The sequence below is a fragment of the Streptomyces sp. TM32 genome (assembly GCF_004122755.1).
GTDB classification, from domain to species: Bacteria; Actinomycetota; Actinomycetes; order Streptomycetales; family Streptomycetaceae; genus Streptomyces; species Streptomyces sioyaensis.
This window is the reverse complement of the sequence record NZ_SDIG01000103.1, coordinates 1-22,800: the sequence shown is the minus strand read 5'-3', so window position 1 is coordinate 22,800 and position 22,800 is coordinate 1. Positions and strand designations below refer to the sequence as shown.

The window sequence follows — 22,800 nt, the reverse complement described above, 5'->3', positions numbered from 1 at the left end:
GGGGTGGGATCGGGGGTGGGGGGGAACAGCCCCGAACTTCACACCCTCACACCCTCACGCCCTCACACCCCTCACGCCCGCGGCTCCCGGGCGTCGTAGCGGGCGAACCCCCGGCGGGCCAGGCCCAGGCCGGTGACCACCAGGACACAGGCCAGACCGCCGCCGATCACCGCCGTGGCCGGGGAGGTCAGATCGGCCACCGACCCGGCGAGGAAGTCGCCCAGCCGCGGCCCGCCCGCGACCACGACGATGAAGACTCCCTGGAGCCGGCCGCGCATCGCGTCCGGCGTCGCCGCCTGGAGCATGGTGCTGCGGAACACCATCGAGACGGTGTCCGCGCAGCCGGCCACCGCCAGGAAGAACAGGCCGAGCCACAGCTGACGGGAGAGTCCGAAGCTGGCCACGGCCGCGCCCCAGGCGGCCACGGCGAGCAGGATGGCCAGACCGTGCCGGCGGATCCCACCGAGCCAGCCGGAGAACAGCCCGCCCAGTACGGCGCCCACCGCGGGCGCGGCGACCAGCAGACCGACAGTCTTGGCGTCCCCGGCGAACCACAGCACCGCGACCGCCGGGAACAGCGCCCGCGGCTGGGCGAGCACCATCGCCGCCAGATCGGAGAAGAACGTCATCCGCAGATTCGGCCGGGTGGCGAGAAACCGCAGCCCGTCCAGCACGGAGGCCCGGCGCCGCGGCCCCTCCCCCTGGTCGGGCCGCATGGACGGCAGCCGCCACATCGCGTACAGCGAGCCGCTGAAGGCCGCCACATCGATCAGGTACGCGGTCTGGTACCCCCACAGGCCGACGATGACGCCGCCCAGCATCGGCCCACACATCAGACCGAGGTTGCTGGTCAGGGAGTTGAGGGCGTTGGCGGCCGGCAGCTGCTCGGCGGGCAGCAGCCGCGGGATCATCGACGAGCGGGCCGGGGAGTTCATCGCGAAGCAGACCGCCTGGACGGCGACGACCCCGTACAGCAGCCAGACCCGGTGGAAACCGGCCAGGGCGGCGACGGCCAGGATGAGCGACATCGCGGTGGCGCCCGCGGCGCTGTAGAGGCCCAGGGTGCGGCGGTCGACGGTATCGGCGATGGCGCCGCCGTACAGCCCGAAGACCACCAGCGGGACCAGTGCGCACAGGCCCACCAGACCGACCGAGAAGGTGGAGTGGGTGAGGGCGTAGACCTGGAGGGAGACCGCGAGCGCGGTCATCTGCTGCCCCATCCAGGAGATGGTGTTGCCGCACCACAGACGGCGGTAGTCCGGGGAGGCGCGCAGCGGGGTCAGATCGGCGAATATCCGGGAGCGCAGGGGTATTTCGCCCTTTTCGGAGGTTGTTGTAGGGGCCACGCGGCGCAGTAAAGCACGCTCCCGGGACGGACCGTACGGGAGGCCGGGAAGAGGCGCTCTGCGCACCCGCCCCTTACACACCACTCCACGGCCGCCCGGTACAACAGTGACCCCAGCCCCGCTCAGCTGCCCGGTACGCCCGTGGCTCGCAGCCCCGGCTCAGCCACCCGGTACGCCCGTGCTCCGCCGGCCGTGGCCCGCCGGCCCGCTCAGCCGTCCGGAAGTCCGTACACCCGGCGGGCGTTGTCCGCGGCGATCATCGCGCCGACCCGCCGGGCGTCGTCGGCCGACCAGGCTCCGGACGCCGTCCAGTCGCCGAGGACGGCCGCCAGCGCGGTCCGGAAGAGCGCGCTGCCGACCACGTACAGCTCCGGCAGTCCGTAGGCGTCGGTGGAGAAGAGCAGCTTGCCGAAGGGCGCGAGTTCCAGGAACTCGGCGAGCACGGCGGCCGCGCGCGAGCCGGTGTGACTGAGCGTCAGCCCGATGTCGGCATACACGTGCGGGAACACGCTCGCCAGGTAGGCGGCCTGCCGGTGGTACGGGTAGCAGTGCAGCAGGATCAGGTCCGTTCCGGTGTCGGCGGTGGCCCGGACCAGCCCGGTCAGCAGCGCCGGGTCGGCGTGGTCGAGGCGCAGGTCGGGGTCGCCGAAGCCGGTGTGCAGCTGGAGCGGGAGGCCGGTGGCGACGGCCAGTTCGATGAGGTGGCGCAGCAGGACCGGGTCGGTGAGGCGGGGGGTGCCCGCGGCCATCCAGGAGCGGACGGCGGTGTGCACCGCACCGGGCGCGGGCGGCACCGGGTCCAGGGCGAGCCCGTGGCGGTAGGCGGCGACGGACTTGAACGCGACGGCGGTGCGCGCGGCCTCGCGGACGGCGGCGTCGAGGGCGTCGGTGAGCTCCTCGGCGTCCCGGGCAGCGGCCGCGGTGTGCTCGGCCAGCGTCTCCAGCCGTACGACCTCGTAGCCGGTGCCGCCGCCGTCCCCGGCCGTCTCGGCGGGGCCGGTCAGGTCGCCGGGCAGCCCGGTGTCCAGGAGGTAGCTGCCGATGCCGGTGGCGCGCAGCAGCCGGCGCCGGGTCTCGTCCGGGCCCAGGGCGCGGCGGCGGGCCAGATAGCGGTCGGGCGGGCAGTGCGCCGGCAGGCCGAGCAGCGGCGGGCACCAGCGGCGTACCGCGAAACCGGCCTGGGTGTCGAAGAAGGTGGTGCCGGACGCGGGCGGCCGGTCCGATTCGGTGAGGTAGGCGGCGAACGTCCCGGGGGCGGGCTCGTACCGGATCACGCCGTGACAGTGGTGGTCCACCAGCGGCGGCAGACCGTCGTCCGCGCCGGGACCCACTCCCGCGACGTCCGCGGCACTCACCAGCGCCAGCGGGTGGCAGCGGCGATCTCCTCGGCCTCGCTCTCGGCGAAGTGGGCCTCCTCCGCGCGCCGCACCGCCAGCACCGCGCCGTGCAGCACCTCCCCCATCGCCTCGTGCAGCGGGGCCGATTTCTCCAGCCGGTCGGCGGCCTCGGTGAGGGTGGCGGGCAGCCGTACGATGCCGCGCCGGGCCCGCTCGCGGACGCCGAGTACGCCCGGGTCGCCGGTCTGCGGGGCGGGCAGCTGCGCCGCCGTTTCGATGCCGTGCAGTCCGGCGGCGATGACCGTGCCGACGGCGAGATACGGATTGGCGGCGGCGTCGAACGTCTTGACCTCGGCGTGGCCGCCGTCCGGGTCATCGGGGGCGCCGGTGATCAGCCGCAGCGCCGCCTCCCGGTTCTCCACGCCCCAGCACTGGTAGACGCCGGCCCAGCTGGAGGGCTGCAGCCGCAGATAGCTGGCGGGTGAGGGGCAGCCGATGGCGAGCAGGGCGGGCAGGGCGTCGACGAGGCCGCCGAGGAAGGCCACCGCGTCCGGCGCCAGGCCCCATTCGGCGCCGGGGGTCCGGTGCAGGCTCGCCCCGTCGCGGTAGAGGCCGAGGTGGAGGTGGCACCCGTTGCCGACCTGACCGGCGACGAACGACGGGGCGAAGGAGGCACGCAGCCCGTGCCGGGCGGAAACGGCGCGGACGGTCTCACGGACCAGCACCACGTCGTCGGCGGCGCGGACCGGATCGGCGGGGGCGGTGCTGACCTCGAACTGGCCCGGGGCGTACTCGGGGTGGAGCTGGAGGACGTCCAGGCCCTGGACGCCGAGCGCCTCGGTGATGTCCCGGAGGTAGTCGGAGAGTTCGACGACGCGCGTCATGCCGTAGGCGGGGCCCGCGCAGGGGTGATCGAGCGCCTCGTCCGCGCCGTCGGCGGCCGGGCCGTGTCCCGCCGGGGCGCGGGTGACCACCCATTCCGTTTCGAAGCCCATCCGCAGTTGCAGACCGGCCGCGGCGGCCCGCTCCACCATCCGCCGGGCGAACTGCCGCTGGCAGGCGGGGTGCGGCCGGCCGAGCTGGTCGTAGCGGTCCACCGGTGCCCAGGCCCAGCCGGGCTGGGCCGCGAGGACGACGACGCGGTCCAGGTCGGGGAAGAGCCGCAGGTCCCCGTCGGGCCCGCCGACGTGCTCGGATTCGGTGATGTCGTCGTCGGAGGTGAAGACGTCGAAGACGGGCGACATCCCGACGCCGCGTTCCGCGGCCGCCGCGAGCCGCTGCACCGGAACGGCCTTGACGCGGGTGATACCCGCATTGTCCACCCAGGTCAGCGCCACGTTCAGGACGCCTTCCGAGGTCAGTTGCGCCGCCAGCCGGCGGGCTTCCTCGCGCTGTTCCGCAGCCCGCGATCCCATAGAACCGTCCTCACTCGACATTGCCGACCCCTCGGCGCCCGCTGTGCTGACTGCCCGTTGCCGACGCGGCCCGATGCCCGGCCGGTCAGGAGCAGTTGAACTCGCACCATACGCACTTTCCGCTGCCGCGCGGTTCCACACCCCACACATCGGCCAGGCGGTCCACGAGGAGCAGGCCGCGGCCGGAGACACCGGCCTCCCCCGGTTCCCGGCGCCGCGGCAGGCTGCTGGAGTGGTCCTCGACCTCCAGCCGCAGCAGCCGCCCGACGCTGTGCGGCATACGGATGTTGACCACGGCCTCGCCGTCGGTGTGCAGCAGCGCGTTGGTGATCAGCTCATCGGCGACCAGCTCGATCTCCTCGGCCCGCTCGGCCGCGCCCCAGGCGCGTACCGCGGCCCGGATCATGTGCCGCGCGGCCGACAGCCCGTCGGGGTCGGCGGGTGCGATGTGCTGACGGAACCGTCCGACGATGTCGTGCTCCGGGACGCCCAGGCGGCGCAGCAGAAGCAGCGCCATGTCGTCCTCGCCGGTCCGGGCGCCCGCCGATTCGCAGAGCCGGTCGGCGAGTTGCTGGACGTCCTGGGGGCCGTCGCGGACCTCGCGGGCCAACTGCCGCATCCCCTCGTCGAGGTCGGTGCCGGGCCGTTCGACGATGCCGTCGGTGCACAGCAGGAGGGTGTCGCCCGGGGCGAGCTGGACGGTGGTGACCGGATAGTCGAGCCGGCGGAATTCGGAGGCGATGCCGAGCGGCAGGCCGCCGGCCACCGGCAGTCTGCGGCAGATGCCCTCGGCGTGCCGCAGCAGCGGGTCGATGTGGCCGGCCCGGACGATCCGGGCCGCGCCGGTGCTCAGGTCCGCGTCGACATAGGTGCAGGTGGCGAAGCGGTCGGTGTCGAGCTCGTTGAGGAAGGCGGAGGCGCGGGCCATGACGGTGGCCGGGGCGTGTCCTTCGGCCGCGTAGGCGCGCAGCACGATCCGCAGCTGGCCCATCAGCGCCGCTGCCTGGGTGTCATGGCCCTGGACGTCGCCGATGACGGCGCCGACCCGGCCGTCGGGCAGCGGAATGACGTCGTACCAGTCGCCGCCGATGTCCCGGCCCATCCGCGCGGAACGGTAGCGGACGGCGATCTGTGCGTGGGCGACGCCGGGGATCCGGCGGGGCAGCATGGCCTGCTGGAGGCCCGCGGCGAGATCGTGTTCCTGGTCGTAGAGCATGGCGCGGGCCAGGCTCTGCGCGATGCTGCTGCCCAGCGCGAGCAGGACGCTGCGTTCCTGGTCGCGGAAGTCGCTCTCGCGCTCGAAGAACAGGCCGATCACACCGATCGGACGGCCCTGGGCGATCAGCGGCAGATAGGCGGCGGAGTTGACGTTCAGCGGCTCGATGGCCGGCCACAGCCGCGGCCAGCCGCGCCGGAACTCCGCGCGGCTGGACACGTACCGCGGGGTGAGCGTGCGCACCACCTCGCTCATCGGGAATTCGTCCCCCACCCGCGTGTATTCGAGGTCCGGTACGAAGCTGCCCGCCTTGCCCTCGGAGATCAGCCGGATACGGCCCGCCTCGACGAGGCCGAGTATCACGTTCTCCGCACCGAGCCGGCTCAGCCCCTGCTCGTCGGCGAGCACGGCGATCACGTCACCGACCGTTCTGGCGTGTGCCAGGGCGGCGGTGGTGCGCTCGACGACGCTGGTGTGCCGGCGGCGTTCCTCATCGACGGCGAGCCGCTCCGCCGCGTGGGTGTACTCCTGGCTGGCGTCGCGGACCACCCCGATGATGCGGCGGGGCCGGCCTCGGCCGTCCCGCCGGATGCTGCCCTGGCTGTGGGTCCAGCGCAGCTCGCCGTCGCGCATGCGGACCCGGAAGTACGCGCCGTAGGAGTCGCTGCCGTCCTTGAGCGCCCGGGCGACCAGGGCGTCCAGACGGGCCGCTTCGTGGGAGGGGAGGCGACACCTGAGGGTCTCCGGACGGTCGTCGTAGTCCGCCGGGAGCATGTCGAACACCTCGAGGGCGGGCGCATCCATGTGCATCAGCCCGCTGTCGAGGTCCCAGTCGAAGCCACCCATGCCGTTGAGGGCCAGGGTCAGGTCCGGGTGGGCGGGCCAGTCGTCCGGCACCGACATGGCGGGCAGCTTCGCTCCCCGGTCAGCCATGACGTCACTTTGCCACATTCACCCTGATTGCGGGGTGTCCAGGCGATTCCCCACCGCAGGGCCCCGGCGCCGCGGAACGGCACCGGCGGCCCTCGGGCGCGTCCCGCCCCCGCATGCCGCACGGGAGCGCCACCGCACCGGCCGCGGGCCGGTGCCATCCTGGAAGACGGCCCCGCCACCGTTCCGGCAAGGAGACAGACCATGCACCCCACCACGCGCACGACTCACGGCCACCACATCGACATCACCCAGGGCAGCGAGCACGTCCGCGTGGAGGTCGACGGCCGGCTGATCGCCGAGAGCAACCGCCCGCTCCTGCTCTCGGAGACCGGCTACCCGGTGCGCTACTACTTCCCGCCCGAGGACGTACGGACCGAGCTGCTGGTCCCCTCCGACACGCACACCGTGTGCCCCTTCAAGGGCACGGCCTCCTACTGGTCGCTGCCCGGCGGCCCGGACGACCTCGTGTGGGCCTACCCCGAGCCGCACGACCAGGTCGCCCCGATCAAAGATCATTTCTGCTTCTACGAGGTCGAGCGGGACTGACACCGGCCCGCCCGACCCCGCACAATCGAAGCGTGAACGACGCGGACAAGACACCCGACGCACCCGGCCCGCCCTCGTCCCGGACGTCCGGTCCCCCGTGGCCGGTCCCGGAGGGCGGCGATCCGGCCTGCTGGCTGGACCAGGTGTGTGCGGCCTGCGGCCGGATCCGCGAACGGCCCGGCGGTGAGGTCTGCGAGCACTGCGGCGCCGCGACGACGGACGGCGCAGCGGCGGACCGGGCGGGCGGGGACGAGGGAGACGCGGCCCGGGGCGGCGGCGACCCGGGCCGGAACGACGGGGCCGGAGCCCGCGGCACTCCCCCGCTGCGGGCCGCGGCGCTCCGCCGGGACCGCGACGAGGAGGGGCGGGCCCGCAGCGCCCGCCCCCGCGACGGACTCGGCCGCCCGCTCCCCTACGGCTCCCCCGGAGTGGCGCGGCAGCCCGAGGGTGTGGCGCGGACACCCGCGCAAGCGCTGGCCGAGGCCCAGCGGCTGCTCGACGACGGCATGCCGTTCCATGCCCATGAGGTGCTGGAGGACGCCTGGAAGGCGGCGCCGGAGGAGGAGCGCGAGCTGTGGCGCGGACTCGCCCAGCTCGCGGTGGGTCTCACCCATGCGGCACGCGGCAATGCCGTGGGCGGCACGGCCCTGCTCGACCGGGGGACGTCGGCCCTCGCCCCGTATGCGGACGCGGCCCCTTACGGGATCGACATCGCGGGGCTCATCGCCTGGTCCCGGGAGCTGACCGGACGTCTGGCCGGCTCCGGGGCCGTACCGGCGGCCGAGACCGCGCCCCGGCTCCGGACCACCGGTGACACGGCCGAAAACCGCCCCACCCCCGAGGGGTGAGAGAGGGCTCCGTGGGGACAGACGGAGCCCTCCTGCCGGCCGCACGGCACCGCCGGCACCGCGCGCCGGCCGTGGACCGCACCGGCCGCCGGCCTACGCCGTGCCGCGCCCCGCTCCGCCCCGGCCGCGCGCCTGCCGCCAGCGGGTGAGCAGGGCACCCAGCCCGATCGCCGCGACGCCGGCGCCGCCCGCCCCCAGGACCAGGGCCGAGCGCCAGGCGGAACCGCCGCGGGCCGCGGCCCCGGTCGCCTCGGCTGCCACCGGACCGGGCCGGGCGCCACCGTCGTAGGAGGCGCTCACGGCGTGCAGGGTGCCCACCGGCTGGGCCTTGCCCTCGGCGTCGAAGCCCCAGTCCAGCAGCGAACCGGCCTCCTTGTAGACCCCGTTGGCCTGCGACGACTGCGGGTTCATGACGGTGACCAGCAAGGTGCGGCCGTTCCGGCGGGCGGCGGCGATCAGGGTGTTGCCGGCCTTGGAGGTGTAGCCGTTCTTCACGCCGATGATGCCGGGGTACCGGGACAGCCCGTGCGAGCCGACCAGCATGCGGTTGGTGTTCTCGATCCGGGTGGTGCCGCCGGCGCCGGGGAACTGGGCACTGGGGGTGGCGCAGTAGCGGGCGAAGTCGGCGTTGGTGAGCCCGGCGCGGGCGAAGATGGTCAGGTCGTACGCAGAGGACACCTGGCCGGGCGCGTCATAACCGTCCGGGGACTTGACGGTGGTGTCGCGCGCGCCGAGCCTGCGGGCGGTCTGCTGCATCTCGCGCGCGGTGGTCTGCCAGCCGCCGTTCATCGACGCCAGTACGTGCACCGCGTCGTTGCCGGAGCGGAGGAAGACCCCGCGCCACAGGTCGGCGACGGTGTAGCTGCGGCCCTGCCGGATGCCGACGACGCTGCTGCCGGCCCCGACGCCCGCGAGGTCCGCGGAGCTGACCTGGCGCACGGAGCCGCCCGGGAACTTCGGCAGGACGGTGACCGCGAACAGCGTCTTGAGTGTGCTGGCCGGGGCGAGCTTGCGGTGCGCGCTCTTCGCGGCCAGCACATTGCCGGTGTCCGCGTCGGCCACCATCCAGGACAGTGCGGACAGCCCGCCGGGCAGCCGCGGTATGCCGGGGGCCGTGACCGCCTGCACCCCGGCATCGGCCGCGCCGGCCTGACGGGCCGTCGCTCCGTCCGCCGCGGCCGGTATGCACGTCAGTGAGACCCCGGTGAGGGCGATCGCTGCCGTCGCCGCTGCCATCTTGGACATCCGCGCGTGAAGTGCCATGTCGTCACGCTATGGAGCGGGACGGCAACCCGCAGCACAGTTGAGCCAGACGGGCCATCGTGCCGCCGCCCGCCCGGTGTATCGCACCTGCAATGGGTGCAAAGAAAGGCCCGCCCGGTGCGACGGGGGATGCACACCGGGCGGGCTCAGACACCTTTCTACCGCATGAGCGAACGGTTACGCCTCAAAAACTTGTTCGCTCGCCGTTTCCCAGGCAACGGGCAGCGAAATCAGGCCACGCGACCGGAGGGTCCTGCGGTGCCGCAGTTCACCACGTGGAACGTCCAGTCGCAGCGCCGGGAAGCGACCGAGGAGCGCTTCGAGCGCGATCACCGCCTCCATCCGGGCGAGTGGCGCGCCGAGGCAGTAGTGGATGCCGTGCCCCATCGCGAGGTGCCCGGAGAGGTCCCGGCCGCGGTCCAGCACGTCCGGGGCGGGGAAACGCGCGGGGTCGCGGTTCGCGGACGCGATCGACAGCAGCACGCTGTCCCCGGCCGGGATCCGTACGCCGCCGATCTCCAGGTCCTGTGTGGGGAAACGGCGGATCGCCAGCGGACCCGGGCCGTCGTAGCGGAGGAACTCCTCCACGGCCGCCGGGAGTTCGGCTGGATTCTGCTGCAACTGACGGAGTATGTCCGGGTGGTCGAGCAGGGCGAGCACGGCATTGCCGATGAGGTGGACGGTGTTCTCGTACCCGGCGAAGAGAATCAGGAAGGCGAGCGAGGTCAGTTCGTCCTCGGTGAGCCGGTCGCTCCCGTCGGCGGCGGGCGCGTCGTCGCGGACCGCGATCAGGTCCGAGAGCAGATCGTCGCCCGGCTCGGCGCGCTTGGCCGCGATCAGACCGGTGTAGAACTCCAGCATCGCCCCGATCGCCTGCTTCATCCCCTCCGGCCGGCTCGGGTCGGGCGTGAGCAGCGCGTCCGACCAGGCCAGGAAGTCCCGCCGGTCGCACTGCGGGATCCCGAGCAGATCGCAGATCACGGTGATCGGCAACGGCCCCGCGTAGTCGGCGATCAGGTCCGCACGGCCGCGCTCGGCCATCGCGTCCAGCAGGTCGTCGGCGACCCGCCGTACGGGCGCCCGCAGCGTCTCGACCCGGCCCGGAGTGAAGGCCTTGACCACCAGGCGGCGGACGCGGGCGTGGTCCGGCGGATCCATGTTCAGCAGATTGGCGTCCAGCGCGGGCGGCAGCGCGAAACCGCGGTAACCGCCGGGCCCGGCATGGCGTCTGTCCAGGGAGAGCCGGGGGTCGGCGAGCGCGCTGCGGACGTCGTCATAGCGGGTGACCAGCCAGGCGGGGCTTCCGTCGGCGCCGGTGATCCGGTGCACCGGGCCGGCCTCGCGCAGTGCGGCGTAGGCGGCGTACGGATCATCGAGGAGCGGCGTCACGTCCAGGGGGGCGTCGGGGCCGGAGGCGGTGTTCTGCATGGGCCCGACTCTAGGGCGTGACCGCGGTCCGGCCCTGCGTAGTCCGCCGTCCGGCAACACCGCAGAGGGTGACAACACCGGCGAGGGCGGCACCGGTTCGGGGACCGGTGCCGCCTCGGTGGTTCGGGCGGCCCGGACCCCCGTCCCGGGCCACCCCGTCTCAAGGGTGTTCCTCAGTTGCGTGCCACCGCGCTGCGCTGGCGCAGCTCGGTGAGCACCGTGTCGATCAGCGGCGAGTGGTAGACATCCGCCACCAGGGCCAAGTGCTCGTACTCCGCGGTGAGTTCGGCCGGCTCGCTGCCGCTGGAGACCACCACGCTGTCCGCCCCGTGGTCGGGAACATGACCGACCGCACGGTTCTCCAGACCGCGGCGGAGCGCGGCGGCCTCCGCAACGGCCGCCAGCTGCCGGTCGTCCAGGGCGACCGCGCGGGCCCGCTCCCGTGCGATGTCCACGGCGTCGGACTCCACATGGCGCCGGATACCGCGCTGGACGTCCCGGATCTCGGCCATCTGCCGGTTGGCCCGCCACTCCAGATCGGCGAACGGCCATCGCACGGACCACGCCGAGGTCTCCATCGTCACCTCCGGGGTCTGCGCGGTGACGGTCCGCCAGAGCGGGGAGAGGCGGCGCAGCCGGCGCCAGGCGGCGACCCGCGGGCCGGCCGCCGGCAGCGCGAACCCGGCGAGGACCATGAGCGCCGCGACCGAGGCGCTGAGCGGGGCCACGCCGTTGGAGAGCCACAGCGCCGGGTGGCCCGCCCAGGACAGCGCGAACCCGATGACCTTGCACGCGCAGTACGCAAGGCCCAGCCAGCAGCCCGCGGCCAGCACCCGCAGACCGCGCGCCAGGTACGTGCCGCCGAGCCGGGCGGCGTAGCGCGGGCACAGCGTCCCCAGGGCTCCCGAGGCGAAGCCGAAAATGGCCAGGTACAGCACCAGGAATGTCATGACGCCAGGAGAGTCGGTGTACGCGGTGCTGAAGTCGCGGGGGTGCTCGACGGCGTCCGGCCGGCCGACCGCGAACCCGGCGATCGCCACCGCCCAGAGCACCGCCACACCCCCGACGGCGACGCGCGCCCCCTTCCGCGCACGGGCTCTCCCGGCCGCCCCCTCCCCCGCCGTCCAGCGCAGCAGCAACACCAGTGCACCCGCGGCGAACACCACGACGGAGGAGTAGAGGAACACCATCGCGAGGTTCGCCACACCGGCCAGCCGGTCGAAGGCGCGGTAGAGGCTGGGCGCGGAGAAGAGGAAGACCGTCGCCACCCCGCCGGTCATCACGCAGGCCAGCCCCAGGTCCGCGTTGCTGCGGTCACGGAACCAGGCGACGGACTTGTAGCCGACGATCAGCCAGGCGGCCAGGCCGAACGACAGATAGATGACATCAAACACGCGAGCCCCCGTCCGCATCCGCACCGGCGCCACCGGACGCCGCGCCGCCGGCCGGGGCCCCCTGCTGACGCCGGATGTGCTGGAGGGCGGGCCCGAGCGCCGCCGCCAGCTCGGCCGCCTGCCCCTCCAAGGGGAGTTCCCGCTCGGCCGCGGACGGGGCCACCCGCTCCATCAGCAGCGTGCCGAGCACCTCGGTCTCCCGCTCGGCGAGGTTGTCGTAGCCGTGGTGCCGGGCGAATCCCATGGTCAGGCCCATCCGCCGCATGGCGGTGGCGACATCGACGGACGGCGTCCACAGCTTCAGCGCGTCCTCGGTGACCGTGGGATCCTGGGCGTGTCCCAGCAGGAGATGGCTCAGTTCGTGCAGCACGATGTGTGCCTGGTGCCACGGCGAGGTCTTGAGCTCGTAGAAGACCCAGTAGCCGTCGTCGGTGACGGCCGTCATGCCGGAGACCACCCCGCCCAGGCTCATCGGTACGAGATGGACGGGCCGCGCCACACGCGCGGCGACGACGTCACACATCCCGCGCAGATCGATTGCGGCGGGCAGCGCCAGCTCCTTGATCAGCTGCTTGCACCGCCTGCGCATCTGCCCCACTCGCATGCTCGTCCCGTCCTCGTGTCCGGCCCGCTGCCAGGTGGCGAAGATCTGGCCGCGCTCGGCGGTCCGTGTCGAATCACTCACCGCGCCGCTCACCGCCCTGCTCCGGCGGATCGACCGGCAGATTCATCTGCTCCCGGAACTGGCAGATGATCGTCGTCAGGCTGTCCTGCACCTCCGGCGGCAGCCCCACGGAGCGCAGCGCGATGGCGCGCACCCGCTGGTCCCGCATGGCGGCGAGGAAGCGCACCTCCTCCTCCACCCGCGCGGCCTGCGGCTGCGAGAGGTCCCCCAGCAGATAACCCACCGGCACCGCGAAGAACTTGGCCAGCGCGCGCAGCAGTTCCGGACTCGGGTTCGTACGCCGGCTGTTGCGCAGCATCGACAGATACTGCTCGGTCACCTTGACCCCGCCGTACTCCTCCGCTCCCCCGCTGATCTCCTCGGCGACGAAGGCGTTGGTGTACGGGGCACCCGGCGGATGCATGTTCGCGAAGAGATGGTTGAGCCGCTCCGCGAGCGCGCTGCCCGCCTCCTTGGACCGGCCGTCGCCCCCCACGCTCATGCCCACCGTCCCCCCATCGATCGAGCCCAACGAACAGTTAAGGCGCTGAAATTACGTCTCTCATCCTGTCATGCCAGGAACGCGGTGCACCAGTCCACTTACGGACAGTAGGGACCGGCCGACTTAACCGGGAGTTGAGTGGCGACGTGGTCACACAGAGCGTGAGCAACGCCTGCCGTCCGGCCGCCCCGCCGGCCCTCCGCCGGCATCTCTCCCACAACGCGGCATCACGATCAGGGGGTTGATACGCGCTCTTCTCCCCCGCGCGGCAACTGGAGGCGAAAGGGGAGGAGTTGGCGGCTCACGCAGGATCCGTGAACCTCCGGGCGGCCACGGGCCGGCACACCCCGACCCCTCAGGGCGGGCCGGCGCAGCCCGGCACCCCTCAGGAGGGCCCGGCACCAGCACCGAGCAGACGGCCGCAGGGCCGCGGACGCCAACAGCTCGCCACGCCCGGACGCACCGGACGGGCGGCACGCCGCGGAAGCACACGCAGGCTCGGCACCGCTCCCCGCAAGAGAGCGAGGCCTACCCGCAGGACAGCGGTCTCCCACGAGACACGGGCCCCCGCAACGCAACGGGCGCACATGCAAAAGAGGCCGTCCCCGAAAGGAAACGACCTCCGACCTGCACAAAAGCAAGTCGGGACGACAGGATTTGAACCTGCGACCCCTTGACCCCCAGTCAAGTGCGCTACCAAGCTGCGCCACGTCCCGGTGCCCGTTCTGGCCGGGTTGTCCCGGCTGACCGCGCACGAGAACAATACCGCATGTCAGAGGGTGGGTGCTGCCATTGCGTGGCGCACGGCCCCACCTGCCGGGTCGGCGGGATGAGTATCTGTACTCATGCGCCGCTGTCACCGCGCCGCCACGCTACGCGCATGACTACTCCATCGATTCAGCGGCCGACGACCACGGCCTTCTTCGTGCAGTCCGCGATCTCGTTCGGACTGTCTCTGGCGGCGCTCATGATCGGGATCACCAGGCTGCCGGTGGGCCCCTGGGAGCGCGGGTTCCTCGCCCTCGGGCTGATCTTCGTGGTGTCCTCGGCGTTCACGCTGGCCAAGTGCGTACGCGACCGCCAGGAGGTCGCGGAGGTGACGAACCGGGTGGACAAGGCCCGGATCGACAAGATCCTCATCGAGCAGGACGTCTTCCATCCGGGGAAGGTCTGACGCCGACCGCCCCGGGGCACGGATCCCCGGTCCGTGGCCCGACGCTTGGCCTGAAGCGCGCTTGACGTTGCTGCGGCGCGGTGGCGGGGGCCGCCGGGCCGGCCCCCGCGCCCGGCGGTACGGTGCCTCAGATCCGCTTGTCCAGCCACGCCAGGAGATCCTCCTGGACCTCGTCGCGGTTGGTCTCGTTGAGGATCTCGTGGCGGGCGTCCGGATAGGCCTGCCAGGTCAGATCGCGGGTGCCGAGATAGCGGAAGTCCTCCAGGAGTTCGTGGACCAGGGTCATCCCCTGATGACAGGGGTCCAGGGCTCCGACGGCGACATGGACGGGCAGTCCGCGCGGGATGCGGGCCAGATTGTCCGGGTCGTTGATCTTGCGGATGGCGCGTACCCAGTCGAGGGCGAGCCCGGCGCAGAACGGGAAGCCGCAGTCCTCGTCGGCGACGTAGGCGTCCACAGCTGCGGTGTCGCGGGAGAGCCATTCGTAGCCGGTGCGGTGGGTGAACGCGTCGTTGAAGGAGCGGAAGGTGCGCGGGATGAAGGCCGACAGTGCGCCGCGGCCGCGCTCGGCGGCCTCCGCCTCCAGTGCGGTGACGGCGCCCTCGATGTCCAGGCCGGGCAGGGTCCGGAAGGTGCCGGTGAGGATCAGTCCGGCGAGGTCGGCGCCGTACTCCTGGGCGTAGTCGCGGGCCAGCAGCGAGCCCATGCTGTGGCCGAGCAGCACCAGCGGGACACCGGGGTGGGCGGCGGCCGCGTGGTCACCGATGCCCTTGAGGTCGCCGACGATCGCCCGCCAGGCGTCCTCGCCGACCACACCGCGGCCGCCGGTGGAGGCGGCGGTGGCGCCGTGGCCCCGGTGGTCGGAGGCGAGGACGCCATAGCCGTGGCAGGCCAGGAAGCGGGCGAAGCGGTCATAGCGCCTGCCGTGTTCGGCGGCGCCGTGGGCGATCTGGACGAGGGCGCGCGGGTGGCCGGATTCCGGGAGCCAGGTGTAGGTGGCGATACGGGCGCCGTCCGGAGCCTGGTGGACATCTGACTGCATGGCCTGCATGGCGTCGTCTCCTGAGTGCCGGGGCGGTGGCTGACGAGTCGTCGGCGTCCACTCTTCCGCGCCGGGACGTGGGGCGCCACGGGGCGCGCGTGGCGGAGTTGGCCCGTCCGCTGTGGTGCGTGACACGATCAGCCGGCTGTTTCCCGGCCCTGCGCCTCAACCCCCTGTCACAGGAGGATCGTTGGACACCGCAGACCCTTCCGAGAACTCCCCCCGTCCCCCCTCGCCGCTGTCCCGCCGCAGATTTCTGCAGGGCACCGCCTCGGCCGCCGCGGTGGCGGGACTGACCGGGCTCCACGCCCCCGGAGCGGCGGCGCAGGGCGCCGGAGCGTCCGGCGCCGCGCTGTCCTTCACGGCCGCCACCAATGGCGCGGCCTCGCTCGCCCCGACCGGTGACCGGTTGATCGCCGAGGTCCAGAACGTCCTGTGGTCGGTGCCGCGGGCCGGCGGCGAGGCGGTCGCGCTGACTCCGGCCGATCTGGAGCCCACTCGTCCGGTGCACTCGCCAGACGGCCGCACGATCGCCGTCTGTGCCTACCGGGGCGGCAGCTTCCATCTGTGGACACTCGGTACGGACGGCTCCGGCCTGCGGCAGCTGACCGACGGCCCGTGGGACGACCGCGGCCCCGCCTGGTCCCCCGACGGGACCCGGCTCGCCTTCGCCTCGGAACGGGGCGGCGACGCGGTGACCGGCAGCCCGTACCGGTTATGGGTGCTGGAGGTACGCACCGGACGGCTGGCCCGGGTCACCGGGCTGCCCGGCCAGGACGGGCCCCATCAGGACGGCGCCTGGGAGGACTTCGACCCCTGCTGGTCCCCGGACGGCTCGCGGCTGGTGTTCGTCCGCGGGCGGGTGGCGGGCGCGGCGCTGGTGTCCCGTACGGTCGCCTCCGTGCCGGCCGACGGGCGGGGCGCGGTGCGCACCGAGTACACCGAGACCGCGGCCGCCCAGGTGCTGGCGCCGGCTCTGTCCCCGGCGGGGCGGCCGGCGCATCTGCGGACCACGGACTACCCGGGGCCGACCTGCACCCTGGTGGTGGACGGCGTGCCGGTCGCGGTCGACGGCGACGTGGAGCCGGTGCCGCCGCGCTGGGTCTCGGGCGAGGAACTGCTGCTGACGGTCGGCGGGCAGTTCCGGATCGTCCGGGCCGACGCTCCCCGGCGAAGCGAGCACATCCCGTTCACCGCGCGGCTTCCGCTGGACCGCCCCGGCTACCGCGTCAAGGACTACGGCTTCGAACGGACGGCGCGGGGCCCGGTGCGCGGGGTCCATCTGCCGGCCCTCTCCCCCGACGGCCGCCGGGTCGCCTTCGGTGCGCTCAACTCCCTGTGGATCGCGCCCACTTCGGGCTCCGGTGCGCCGCGCCGGGTGGTCCGGGCCGATGCCACCCGGTACGTCTCGGCGCCGAGCTGGTCCCGCGACGGGCGGGCGCTGCTCTATACGGACGACCGGGACGGGCTGTTCGCGGTGCGCCGCCGGGATCTCGCCTCGGGCACGGAGACGGTGCTGGCCACCGGCGGCCGGGTGCTGCCCGCGCTGTCGCCGGACGGCGGGCGGCTGGCCGCGCTGGACATGTCGGGGAACCTCGTCGTACGGACCCTGTCCGACGGCACGGAGAAGGTGCTGGCCGCACCGCTGGGCGCCGGCGGGCTGCCCGGCCGACCCAGCTGGTCCCCCGACGGGCGCCATCTGGCCTACTGCGACCGCAACCGCCTCAACCGCCGATTCCGCGAGGGCTACAACCTCATCCGGGTCCTCGACGCCGAGACCGGGAAGGAGCGGCGGTATGCGGTCGCCGAGCATCTCTCGATCGCCGACCGCCATGACTCCGGGCCCGTGTGGTCGCCCGACGGGCGCTGGATGGCGGTGATCGCCGAGTCCGCGCTGTGGGTGCTGCCGGTGCGCCCGGACGGGACGCCGGACGGTGCGCCGCGGCGGCTGACCGACGAGAGCGCCGACCATCCGTCGTGGTCCGGCGACTCCGGCACGCTCCTCTATCTCTCTGCCGGGAAACTGCGGCTGACCGGCGTGTCCGGCGGTGCGGCGCGGACCGTTCCGCTGTCCCTCACCCGGCGCCCCGCGCGCGCCCGGGACACCGTCGTCCACGCGGGCCGGTTCTGGGAGGGCACCGGGGACGAGGTGCGCTCCGATGTCGATGTGGTGGTGCGGGACGGGCGGATCACCGCCGTGGAACCACACCGTCCGGGCCGGGCCGGGGCGGCCCGCCGGGTGGACGCCTCCGGGCAGACCGTGCTCCCCGGCCTGTGGGATGCGCACACCCATCCGTGGCAGACGACGTACGGCGGACGGCAGACCGCGCTGCAGCTCGCCTACGGCATCACCACCGCGGTCTCCTGCGGCGGCTTCTCCTATGAACAGGCCCGCATCAGGGAGGCCGTGGCGGACGGTGCGCTCACCGGGCCGCGGCTGCTGACCTGCGGAGAGCTGCTGGACGGCGGCCGGGTCGCCTACAGCATGGGCCGGGCACACCGCACCCGCGAGGGGCTGCGCCGCTCGCTGGAGCGCGGCGCGGCACTGGACTGGGATTTCGTCAAGACGTACGTCCGGGCGCCGGGCTGGGTGATGGCGGAGGCCGCGCGCTTCGCGCATGAGCGGCTCCACGTCCGCTGCGGGAGCCATCTGCTCACCCCGGGCGTCCAGCTCGGACAGGACCTGACGACCCATCTCCAGGCCACCCAACGGCTGGAGTTCGGACATGCCGTGTCCGGCTCCGGGCACGCCTACCAGGACGTCGAGGAGGTCTACACCGGCACCGACTTCCACCTGCTGGCCACGCCGTTCTCGGCGGGCGCCCTGCTCGGTGACGATCCGGCGCTGGCCGACGACGCGCGGGTGGCGAGGCTGATGCCGCCCTGGGACACCGCGGTCGTACGGGAGAACGCCGGGCACCGCCCCACCCCCGCCCAACTGGCCGACATCGGGACCGAGGTCTCCCTCTACCGAAGGGTGCTGGACGGCGGCGGGCTGGTCGCGCTGGGGACCGACCAGCCGCTGGTGCCGGTCGGGCTGGGCCTGCATCTGTGCCTGCGGGCGCTGCACCGCGGCGGTCTCGGCGTGAGTCGGACGCTGCGCACCGCGACCGCCCTGCCCGCCCGGGTGTTCGGCGCGGAGCGGGACCTGGGGACGCTGGAGGTCGGCAAGCTCGGCGACATGACGGTGGTGGACGGCGATCCGTTCGAGGACTTCGACTCGCTGGTGCGGACCTCGGCGGTGCTGCGCGGCGGACGGCTCGTCGAGCAGCGGGAGCTGATCGACTCCTTCCCGGCGCCCGCCGACCGGTCGCTGCGGGCCGGTGGCGCCGACTGGCTGGAGGTGGGGCGGCAGCAGCGCCGTGAGTCCTGCTGCGACGTCGCGCACTGAGCCACGGCTACCGCACCGGGAGAGGCCGGGGAGGCGGGGGGTGGCGCGGTTCCGGAGCCCCCGGAACCGCGCCACGGACCCCGTCGAACAAGGGGTGGTGCGCACCTTCTGTGCGCTTCAACTCTTCGTCCCAATGCCACCAGTTGATGTTTCATGCGTCCGGGACTAGGTATGCCAACGGGTATTGCACGGGGTAAGCGACAGCTCACGTTCCGGAACGTTCACTGCAGACGGCGCCGCCGGTGCCGTCCCGAGGCGGGGTGCGGCCAGCACGGAGAAGATCGCGGAGGAGGGGCTCGTCTTGCACGGCTATTTCACGGACCAGAGACACGAGGCGCTCCGCAACCGGGTGCGGGACTTCGCCGAAAGGGAGGTCCGCCCACGGATTGCGGAGATGGAGGAGAACCGTTCCGTTTGCCGTGATCTCTCTCGTCTGATCGCCCGTCAGGGGTGGATAGGCGCCACCGTGCACCGCGCCTACGGCGGAATGGGAGCCGGGCACGTCGCCAAGACCCTCATCATCGAGGAGCTCTCCCGGGTGAGCGCCGCGATGGGCGCCATGGTGCAGGCGTCGCAGCTGGGCGTGGCGAAGATCGTCCACTTCGGCAGCGAGGAGCAGAAGAAGACCTGGCTGCCCGCGATAGCCTCCGGCGACTGCCTGCCGACCATTGCCGTCACCGAACCGCAGTGCGGCAGCCATGTGCTGGGCATGGCCTCCACCGCGGTCCGCGACGGCGACGACTACCTCCTCAACGGCCGGAAGAGCTACGTCGGCAACAGCCACGTCGGCGATCTGCACGGCGTGGTCGTCCGCACCGGCGAGGGCTCCAGGGGCCTGTCGGCCTTTCTCGTCGAGTCCGACAGCCCCGGCTTCCGGGTCGGGGAGCAGCAGCCCACGATGGGACTGCACGGCTTCAGCTTCGGTGAGCTGTTCTTCGACAACTGCCGGGTACCGGCCGCGAATCTGCTGGGCCGGGAGGGCGACGGACTGTCGGTCGCCTACTCCTCCAGCGTGCTCTACGGACGCCCGAATCTGACCGCCGTGTCCCTGGGGATCCATCAGGCGGTGCTGGACGAGACGACGGCGTTCTGCGCCCAGCGACAGCGCTACGGCAAGGCCCTGGCCGATCTGAGCACCATCAAGCTCAAGCTCGGACGGATCCAGTCGCGGCTGCTGCTGGCCCGTCTCTCGGCCTACCACGCAGTGCATCTGCTGGACCAAGGGCAGCCCTGTGACGCGGAGTTGATGAACGCCAAGCTGGTCAATGTGGAGTCGGCACTGGAGTCGGCGCGCGACGCGATGGACATCCATGCCGCGTGCGGACTGTTCACCGACCGGCCGATCGAGCGCTTTCTGCGGGACGCCCATCACATCTTCGCGCCGGCCGGCACCTCCGACATCCAGCTGCTGCGCCTGGGTGAGCTGGCCCTGGGCCGGGCGCAGGGCGAGTGGTCCAGCCGCCTGGCGGATCTGCTGAAGCTGGAGCCCTCGGAATGGCCGGAGGACGACGCCGCCGCCCCCACCCCGGCCCCGGTGCCGGGTGAGGACACCGCAGCCACGGTGCCGGGCCAGCGCACCGGAGGGTCGCACCGGCGCCCGTGGTGCACCGGACTGAAGTGAGCGGCCGGCCGCGTCCCCGAGCCGCGGCCACCGGCCCGGAGGCCGCCCATGCGGCGGCCCCGGGCCGGCCGTCCGGCCATGGGCCGTACGCCGGGCTCCGGGGCCGGGACCGGTCGCGTCAGGGCGCGTCGCTGTGCTGCTTCTCCATGCTGTGGATCTGCTCGACGAGTTCGGCCGCCATCGACTTGATGGTCTCCAGCCCCTCCCGCCCCCAGGGGCGCGGTTCGAGGTCCACGACGCAGACGGTGCCCAGCGCCGTCCCCGTACGGTCGATCAGCGGCGCGCCGAGGTAGGAGCGGATGCCGATCTCGTCGACGACGGGGTTGCCGGCGAACCGCGGATAGTCACAGACGTCCTCCAGCACCAGGGCCTTGCGGCGGACGATGACATGCGGGCAGTAGCCGTGGTCCCGGTCCATCACCCGGCCCGGCTGGGCACTGGCGGGCGCCGGCCCCAGCTCGACGGCCCGGTCCTGGTCGGGCGTGTAGAGCCCGGCGAAGTACTGCCGTCGCTCGTCGATGAAGTTGACCATCGAGTACGGCGCCCGGGTGGTCCGGGCGAGCTTGCGGGCGAACTCGTCGAACGCGGGCAGCGGGGATTCGCCGATCCCCAGGGCGCGCAGCCGGGCCACCCGGGCGGGGGCCTCGTCGTCCTGCGGGGTGAGCAGCAGATGCCGCGTCGGGTCGTAGGAGACGTACGGGACGCGGGAGGCGGGGGGCTTCATGGCAGCTCCGGGGTCGCGGCGAGGGCGGGGGTGAGCAGATGCTGGACGAGCGCTACCAGGACGCGGGTCGCCGAGCTGCTTTGTCGGGCGTCGCAGAGCACGACGGGGATGTCCGGGGAGAGGTCCATGGCGCTGCGGACCTCGTCCGGTGCGTAGTGGTAGGAACCGTCGAACTCGTTGACGGCGACGATGAAGCGGATCCCGCGCCGTTCGAAGAAGTCGACGGCGCCGAAGCACTGGTCCAGCCGTCGGGTGTCGGCGAGGATCACCGCGCCGAGCGCGCCGTTGGACAGTTCGTCCCACATGAACCAGAAGCGCTGCTGCCCCGGCGTCCCGAAGAGGTAGAGCAGATGCGCCGGGCTGAGGGTGATCCGGCCGAAGTCCATGGCGACGGTGGTGGTGCTCTTGTTCTCGACGCCCGCCAGATCGTCCGTGCCGACGCTGATCTGGGTGAGGAGCTCTTCCGTACTGAGCGGCTCGATCTCGCTCACCGCTCCGACGAAGGTGGTCTTGCCGACGCCGAAGCCGCCCGCGACCAGGATCTTGAGCGCGGTGGGGAAGCCATCGGTGGCGGGATCCCCCAGGACAGGGGGGTCACAGTCGTTTGCGAAGTCCATTCAACACCGCCTCCAACAGGGCACGGTCGGTACGGGACGCGGGCCCTGCCGAAACGGCTGCGGGAGCCCGCGCGGTGAGTGCCCCGCAGTCGACGAGGTCGGCGAGGAGCACCTTGGTGACCACGGCGGGCAGCCGTATGTGGGCGGCGATCTCGGCCACGGAGACCGGGCCGCCGCACAGGCCCAGCACCTGGGCGTAGTCGGGGCCCTGGCAGGAGACGGGCCGACGGCCGGTGGCCATCACCATCGTCAGCAGGTCGAAGTGCGCCGTCGGGCGGGTCCGGCCGTTGCTGATGGTGTACGGGCGGACCAGCCGGCCCGCGGCGTCGTCGTACCACGGTTCCCCGCCCTGCCGCCGTCGGCGACGCACGGCCATGGTCATCGACCACCCGCGGGGGCCTGTTGGCGGGCGGGCGTGGACAGGTACGGGCGGACGCTCTTGACCAGCATCGACATCTCGTAACCCAGCACCGCGACATCGGCTTCACGGCCGGCGAGGACGGCCAGACAGGCGCCCGAACCGGCGGTGGAGACGAACAGAAAGGTCGACTCCAGCTCGACGACGACCTGCAGGACGTCGTCCCCGTCCCCGAAGCGCACCCCCGCGCTGCGGGCGAGGGAGTAGAGGCCGGAGGACAGGGCGGCCATGTGGTCGGCGCTGTCCGGGTCGAAGCCGTGGGCGGCCTTGACCAGGCCGTCCGAGGTCAGCAGGAGCGCGCTTCGGGCGTGCGGCACCCGTTGTACGAGCCCGGTCAGCAGCCAGGACAGGTCGGTGTGCTGACTTCCCGGCAGTTGCGAGTGCGTCTGCGCATGCACATCACTCACCATGATTGCGGTCGTCTCCTCGGGGGCGGGCCATCGGGGCGTCGTGGTCACGGTCGTAGAGAAGGTCGTTGCCGGCCCGGCCGCCGGTGGCGTCGCCCGGGGCCGGGGGGACGGCGTGCTCGCCGGTGTCGCGGGCGTAGCAGTCGTCGGCAAGGCTGAATCCCCGCCGGAAGGCGGCCATCAGGCCGGGGTCGTGCTCGGGCTCCGGTCCCGTACGGCGTGCGGCGGACGGCAGGATCGGGTCGCCGCGCAGCTCCGGGACGAGATGGGTCTGCTTGCGCCGCCGGGGCAGCCGCGGGCGGGCACTGTTGTCCACGGCCGGCGGGGCGGGCGGCAGCATCACCGGGCCGGGGTCGGCCGGGCGGTCGGCGGGGGCGAGCTCGCGGGGGTGCGGCTCGGGCGTGCGGGTGTCGGCCATGGGGACTTCAGGGGTGCGGGCGCCCGAGGCATGGACGAGCCGGCCGTGAAGCCGATGTCGCGGTGCTGGGTTACGAGATGTCGATGCTGGTCAAGA

General features: G+C 72.9%; 19 protein-coding genes, 1 tRNA gene and 1 pseudogene. 5 read left to right on the top strand and 16 right to left on the bottom strand.

Annotated elements, in window-relative coordinates; genetic code table 11:
* Window positions 1-71 precede the first annotated feature (71 nt).
* The 4 genes from EST92_RS21270 to EST92_RS21255 form a co-directional block, all read right to left on the bottom strand.
* A complete protein-coding gene (locus tag EST92_RS21270) occupies window positions 72-1,346 on the bottom strand; it encodes an MFS transporter (RefSeq protein WP_129282447.1) in 1,275 nt (424 codons plus the stop codon).
* A gap of 209 nt (window positions 1,347-1,555) precedes the next feature.
* Window positions 1,556-2,704: an amidohydrolase family protein gene (locus EST92_RS21265; protein ID WP_129282446.1), complete on the bottom strand. Its 1,149-nt coding sequence runs from the start codon at window positions 2,702-2,704 to the stop codon at window positions 1,556-1,558.
* Window positions 2,698-4,098, bottom strand: a complete 1,401-nt coding sequence (locus tag EST92_RS21260) for a glutamine synthetase family protein (protein WP_129282445.1) — start codon at window positions 4,096-4,098, stop codon at window positions 2,698-2,700. Before EST92_RS21260 ends, EST92_RS21265 begins: the two co-directional genes overlap by 7 nt.
* Window positions 4,099-4,183: 85 nt before the next feature.
* Window positions 4,184-6,247 (bottom strand): SpoIIE family protein phosphatase, encoded by a 2,064-nt coding sequence (locus EST92_RS21255; protein WP_129282444.1) that lies wholly within the window; start codon window positions 6,245-6,247, stop codon window positions 4,184-4,186.
* Between the two features lie 201 nt (window positions 6,248-6,448).
* On the opposite strand from EST92_RS21255, the gene EST92_RS21250 reads away from it, so the two are divergent.
* Window positions 6,449-6,793 (top strand): DUF427 domain-containing protein, encoded by a 345-nt coding sequence (locus EST92_RS21250; protein WP_129282443.1) that lies wholly within the window; start codon window positions 6,449-6,451, stop codon window positions 6,791-6,793.
* Between the two features lie 323 nt (window positions 6,794-7,116).
* Window positions 7,117-7,641 (top strand): DUF309 domain-containing protein, encoded by a 525-nt coding sequence (locus EST92_RS21245; protein ID WP_254068939.1) that lies wholly within the window; start codon window positions 7,117-7,119, stop codon window positions 7,639-7,641.
* A gap of 93 nt (window positions 7,642-7,734) precedes the next feature.
* Here the strand turns inward: EST92_RS21245 and EST92_RS21240 are convergent, their stop codons facing one another.
* The 6 genes from EST92_RS21240 to EST92_RS21215 form a co-directional block, all read right to left on the bottom strand.
* A complete protein-coding gene (locus EST92_RS21240) occupies window positions 7,735-8,904 on the bottom strand; it encodes a serine hydrolase (RefSeq protein WP_254068938.1) in 1,170 nt (389 codons plus the stop codon).
* Window positions 8,905-9,081: 177 nt separating this feature from the next.
* Window positions 9,082-10,332 (bottom strand): cytochrome P450, encoded by a 1,251-nt coding sequence (locus EST92_RS21235; RefSeq protein WP_129282442.1) that lies wholly within the window; start codon window positions 10,330-10,332, stop codon window positions 9,082-9,084.
* Between the two features lie 173 nt (window positions 10,333-10,505).
* Complete coding sequence (locus EST92_RS21230) at window positions 10,506-11,726, bottom strand: MAB_1171c family putative transporter (protein ID WP_129282441.1); 1,221 nt, start codon at window positions 11,724-11,726, stop codon at window positions 10,506-10,508.
* Window positions 11,719-12,324, bottom strand: coding sequence for a hypothetical protein (locus EST92_RS21225; RefSeq protein ID WP_129282448.1), 606 nt, complete (start codon window positions 12,322-12,324; stop codon window positions 11,719-11,721). Before EST92_RS21225 ends, EST92_RS21230 begins: the two co-directional genes overlap by 8 nt.
* Before the next feature lie 79 nt (window positions 12,325-12,403).
* On the bottom strand, window positions 12,404-12,892 hold the full coding sequence (locus EST92_RS21220; RefSeq protein ID WP_129282440.1) for a helix-turn-helix transcriptional regulator: 489 nt from the start codon (window positions 12,890-12,892) through the stop codon (window positions 12,404-12,406).
* A 642-nt stretch (window positions 12,893-13,534) separates the two neighbouring features.
* Window positions 13,535-13,608, bottom strand: a tRNA-Pro gene (locus tag EST92_RS21215).
* 164 nt (window positions 13,609-13,772) lie between these two features.
* Here EST92_RS21215 and EST92_RS21210 point away from each other — a divergent pair.
* Complete coding sequence (locus tag EST92_RS21210) at window positions 13,773-14,066, top strand: YiaA/YiaB family inner membrane protein (protein ID WP_173909715.1); 294 nt, start codon at window positions 13,773-13,775, stop codon at window positions 14,064-14,066.
* A 127-nt stretch (window positions 14,067-14,193) separates the two neighbouring features.
* Here the strand turns inward: EST92_RS21210 and EST92_RS21205 are convergent, their stop codons facing one another.
* On the bottom strand, window positions 14,194-15,117 hold the full coding sequence (locus EST92_RS21205; protein WP_129282439.1) for an alpha/beta hydrolase: 924 nt from the start codon (window positions 15,115-15,117) through the stop codon (window positions 14,194-14,196).
* Between the two features lie 181 nt (window positions 15,118-15,298).
* On the opposite strand from EST92_RS21205, the gene EST92_RS21200 reads away from it, so the two are divergent.
* Together EST92_RS21200 and EST92_RS21195 are read left to right on the top strand one after the other, a co-directional pair.
* The gene (locus EST92_RS21200) at window positions 15,299-18,499 is read left to right on the top strand and encodes an amidohydrolase family protein (RefSeq protein ID WP_129282438.1); all 3,201 of its coding nucleotides are present in this window, start codon (window positions 15,299-15,301) and stop codon (window positions 18,497-18,499) included.
* Between the two features lie 301 nt (window positions 18,500-18,800).
* On the top strand, window positions 18,801-20,120 hold the full coding sequence (locus EST92_RS21195; RefSeq protein WP_129282437.1) for an acyl-CoA dehydrogenase family protein: 1,320 nt from the start codon (window positions 18,801-18,803) through the stop codon (window positions 20,118-20,120).
* A gap of 118 nt (window positions 20,121-20,238) precedes the next feature.
* On the opposite strand, the gene EST92_RS21190 is transcribed toward EST92_RS21195, so the two are convergent.
* The 5 genes and pseudogenes from EST92_RS21190 to EST92_RS21170 all read right to left on the bottom strand — a co-directional run.
* Window positions 20,239-20,844 carry a GAF domain-containing protein gene (locus tag EST92_RS21190; protein ID WP_129282436.1) on the bottom strand — a complete coding sequence of 202 codons (606 nt, stop codon included), beginning with the start codon at window positions 20,842-20,844 and terminating at the stop codon, window positions 20,239-20,241.
* A complete protein-coding gene (locus tag EST92_RS21185; protein WP_129282435.1) occupies window positions 20,841-21,461 on the bottom strand; it encodes an ATP/GTP-binding protein in 621 nt (206 codons plus the stop codon). Before EST92_RS21185 ends, EST92_RS21190 begins: the two co-directional genes overlap by 4 nt.
* Complete coding sequence (locus EST92_RS21180; RefSeq protein WP_129250974.1) at window positions 21,439-21,837, bottom strand: DUF742 domain-containing protein; 399 nt, start codon at window positions 21,835-21,837, stop codon at window positions 21,439-21,441. The genes EST92_RS21185 and EST92_RS21180 overlap by 23 nt, the downstream gene beginning before the upstream one ends.
* A gap of 2 nt (window positions 21,838-21,839) precedes the next feature.
* Window positions 21,840-22,289, bottom strand: coding sequence for a roadblock/LC7 domain-containing protein (locus tag EST92_RS21175; protein WP_129250975.1), 450 nt, complete (start codon window positions 22,287-22,289; stop codon window positions 21,840-21,842).
* Window positions 22,279-22,587 (bottom strand): annotated as a pseudogene (locus EST92_RS21170) (ATP-binding protein); the annotation flags it as partial. The pseudogene EST92_RS21170 and the gene EST92_RS21175, both read right to left, overlap by 11 nt.
* Between the last annotated feature and the right edge of the window lie 213 nt (window positions 22,588-22,800).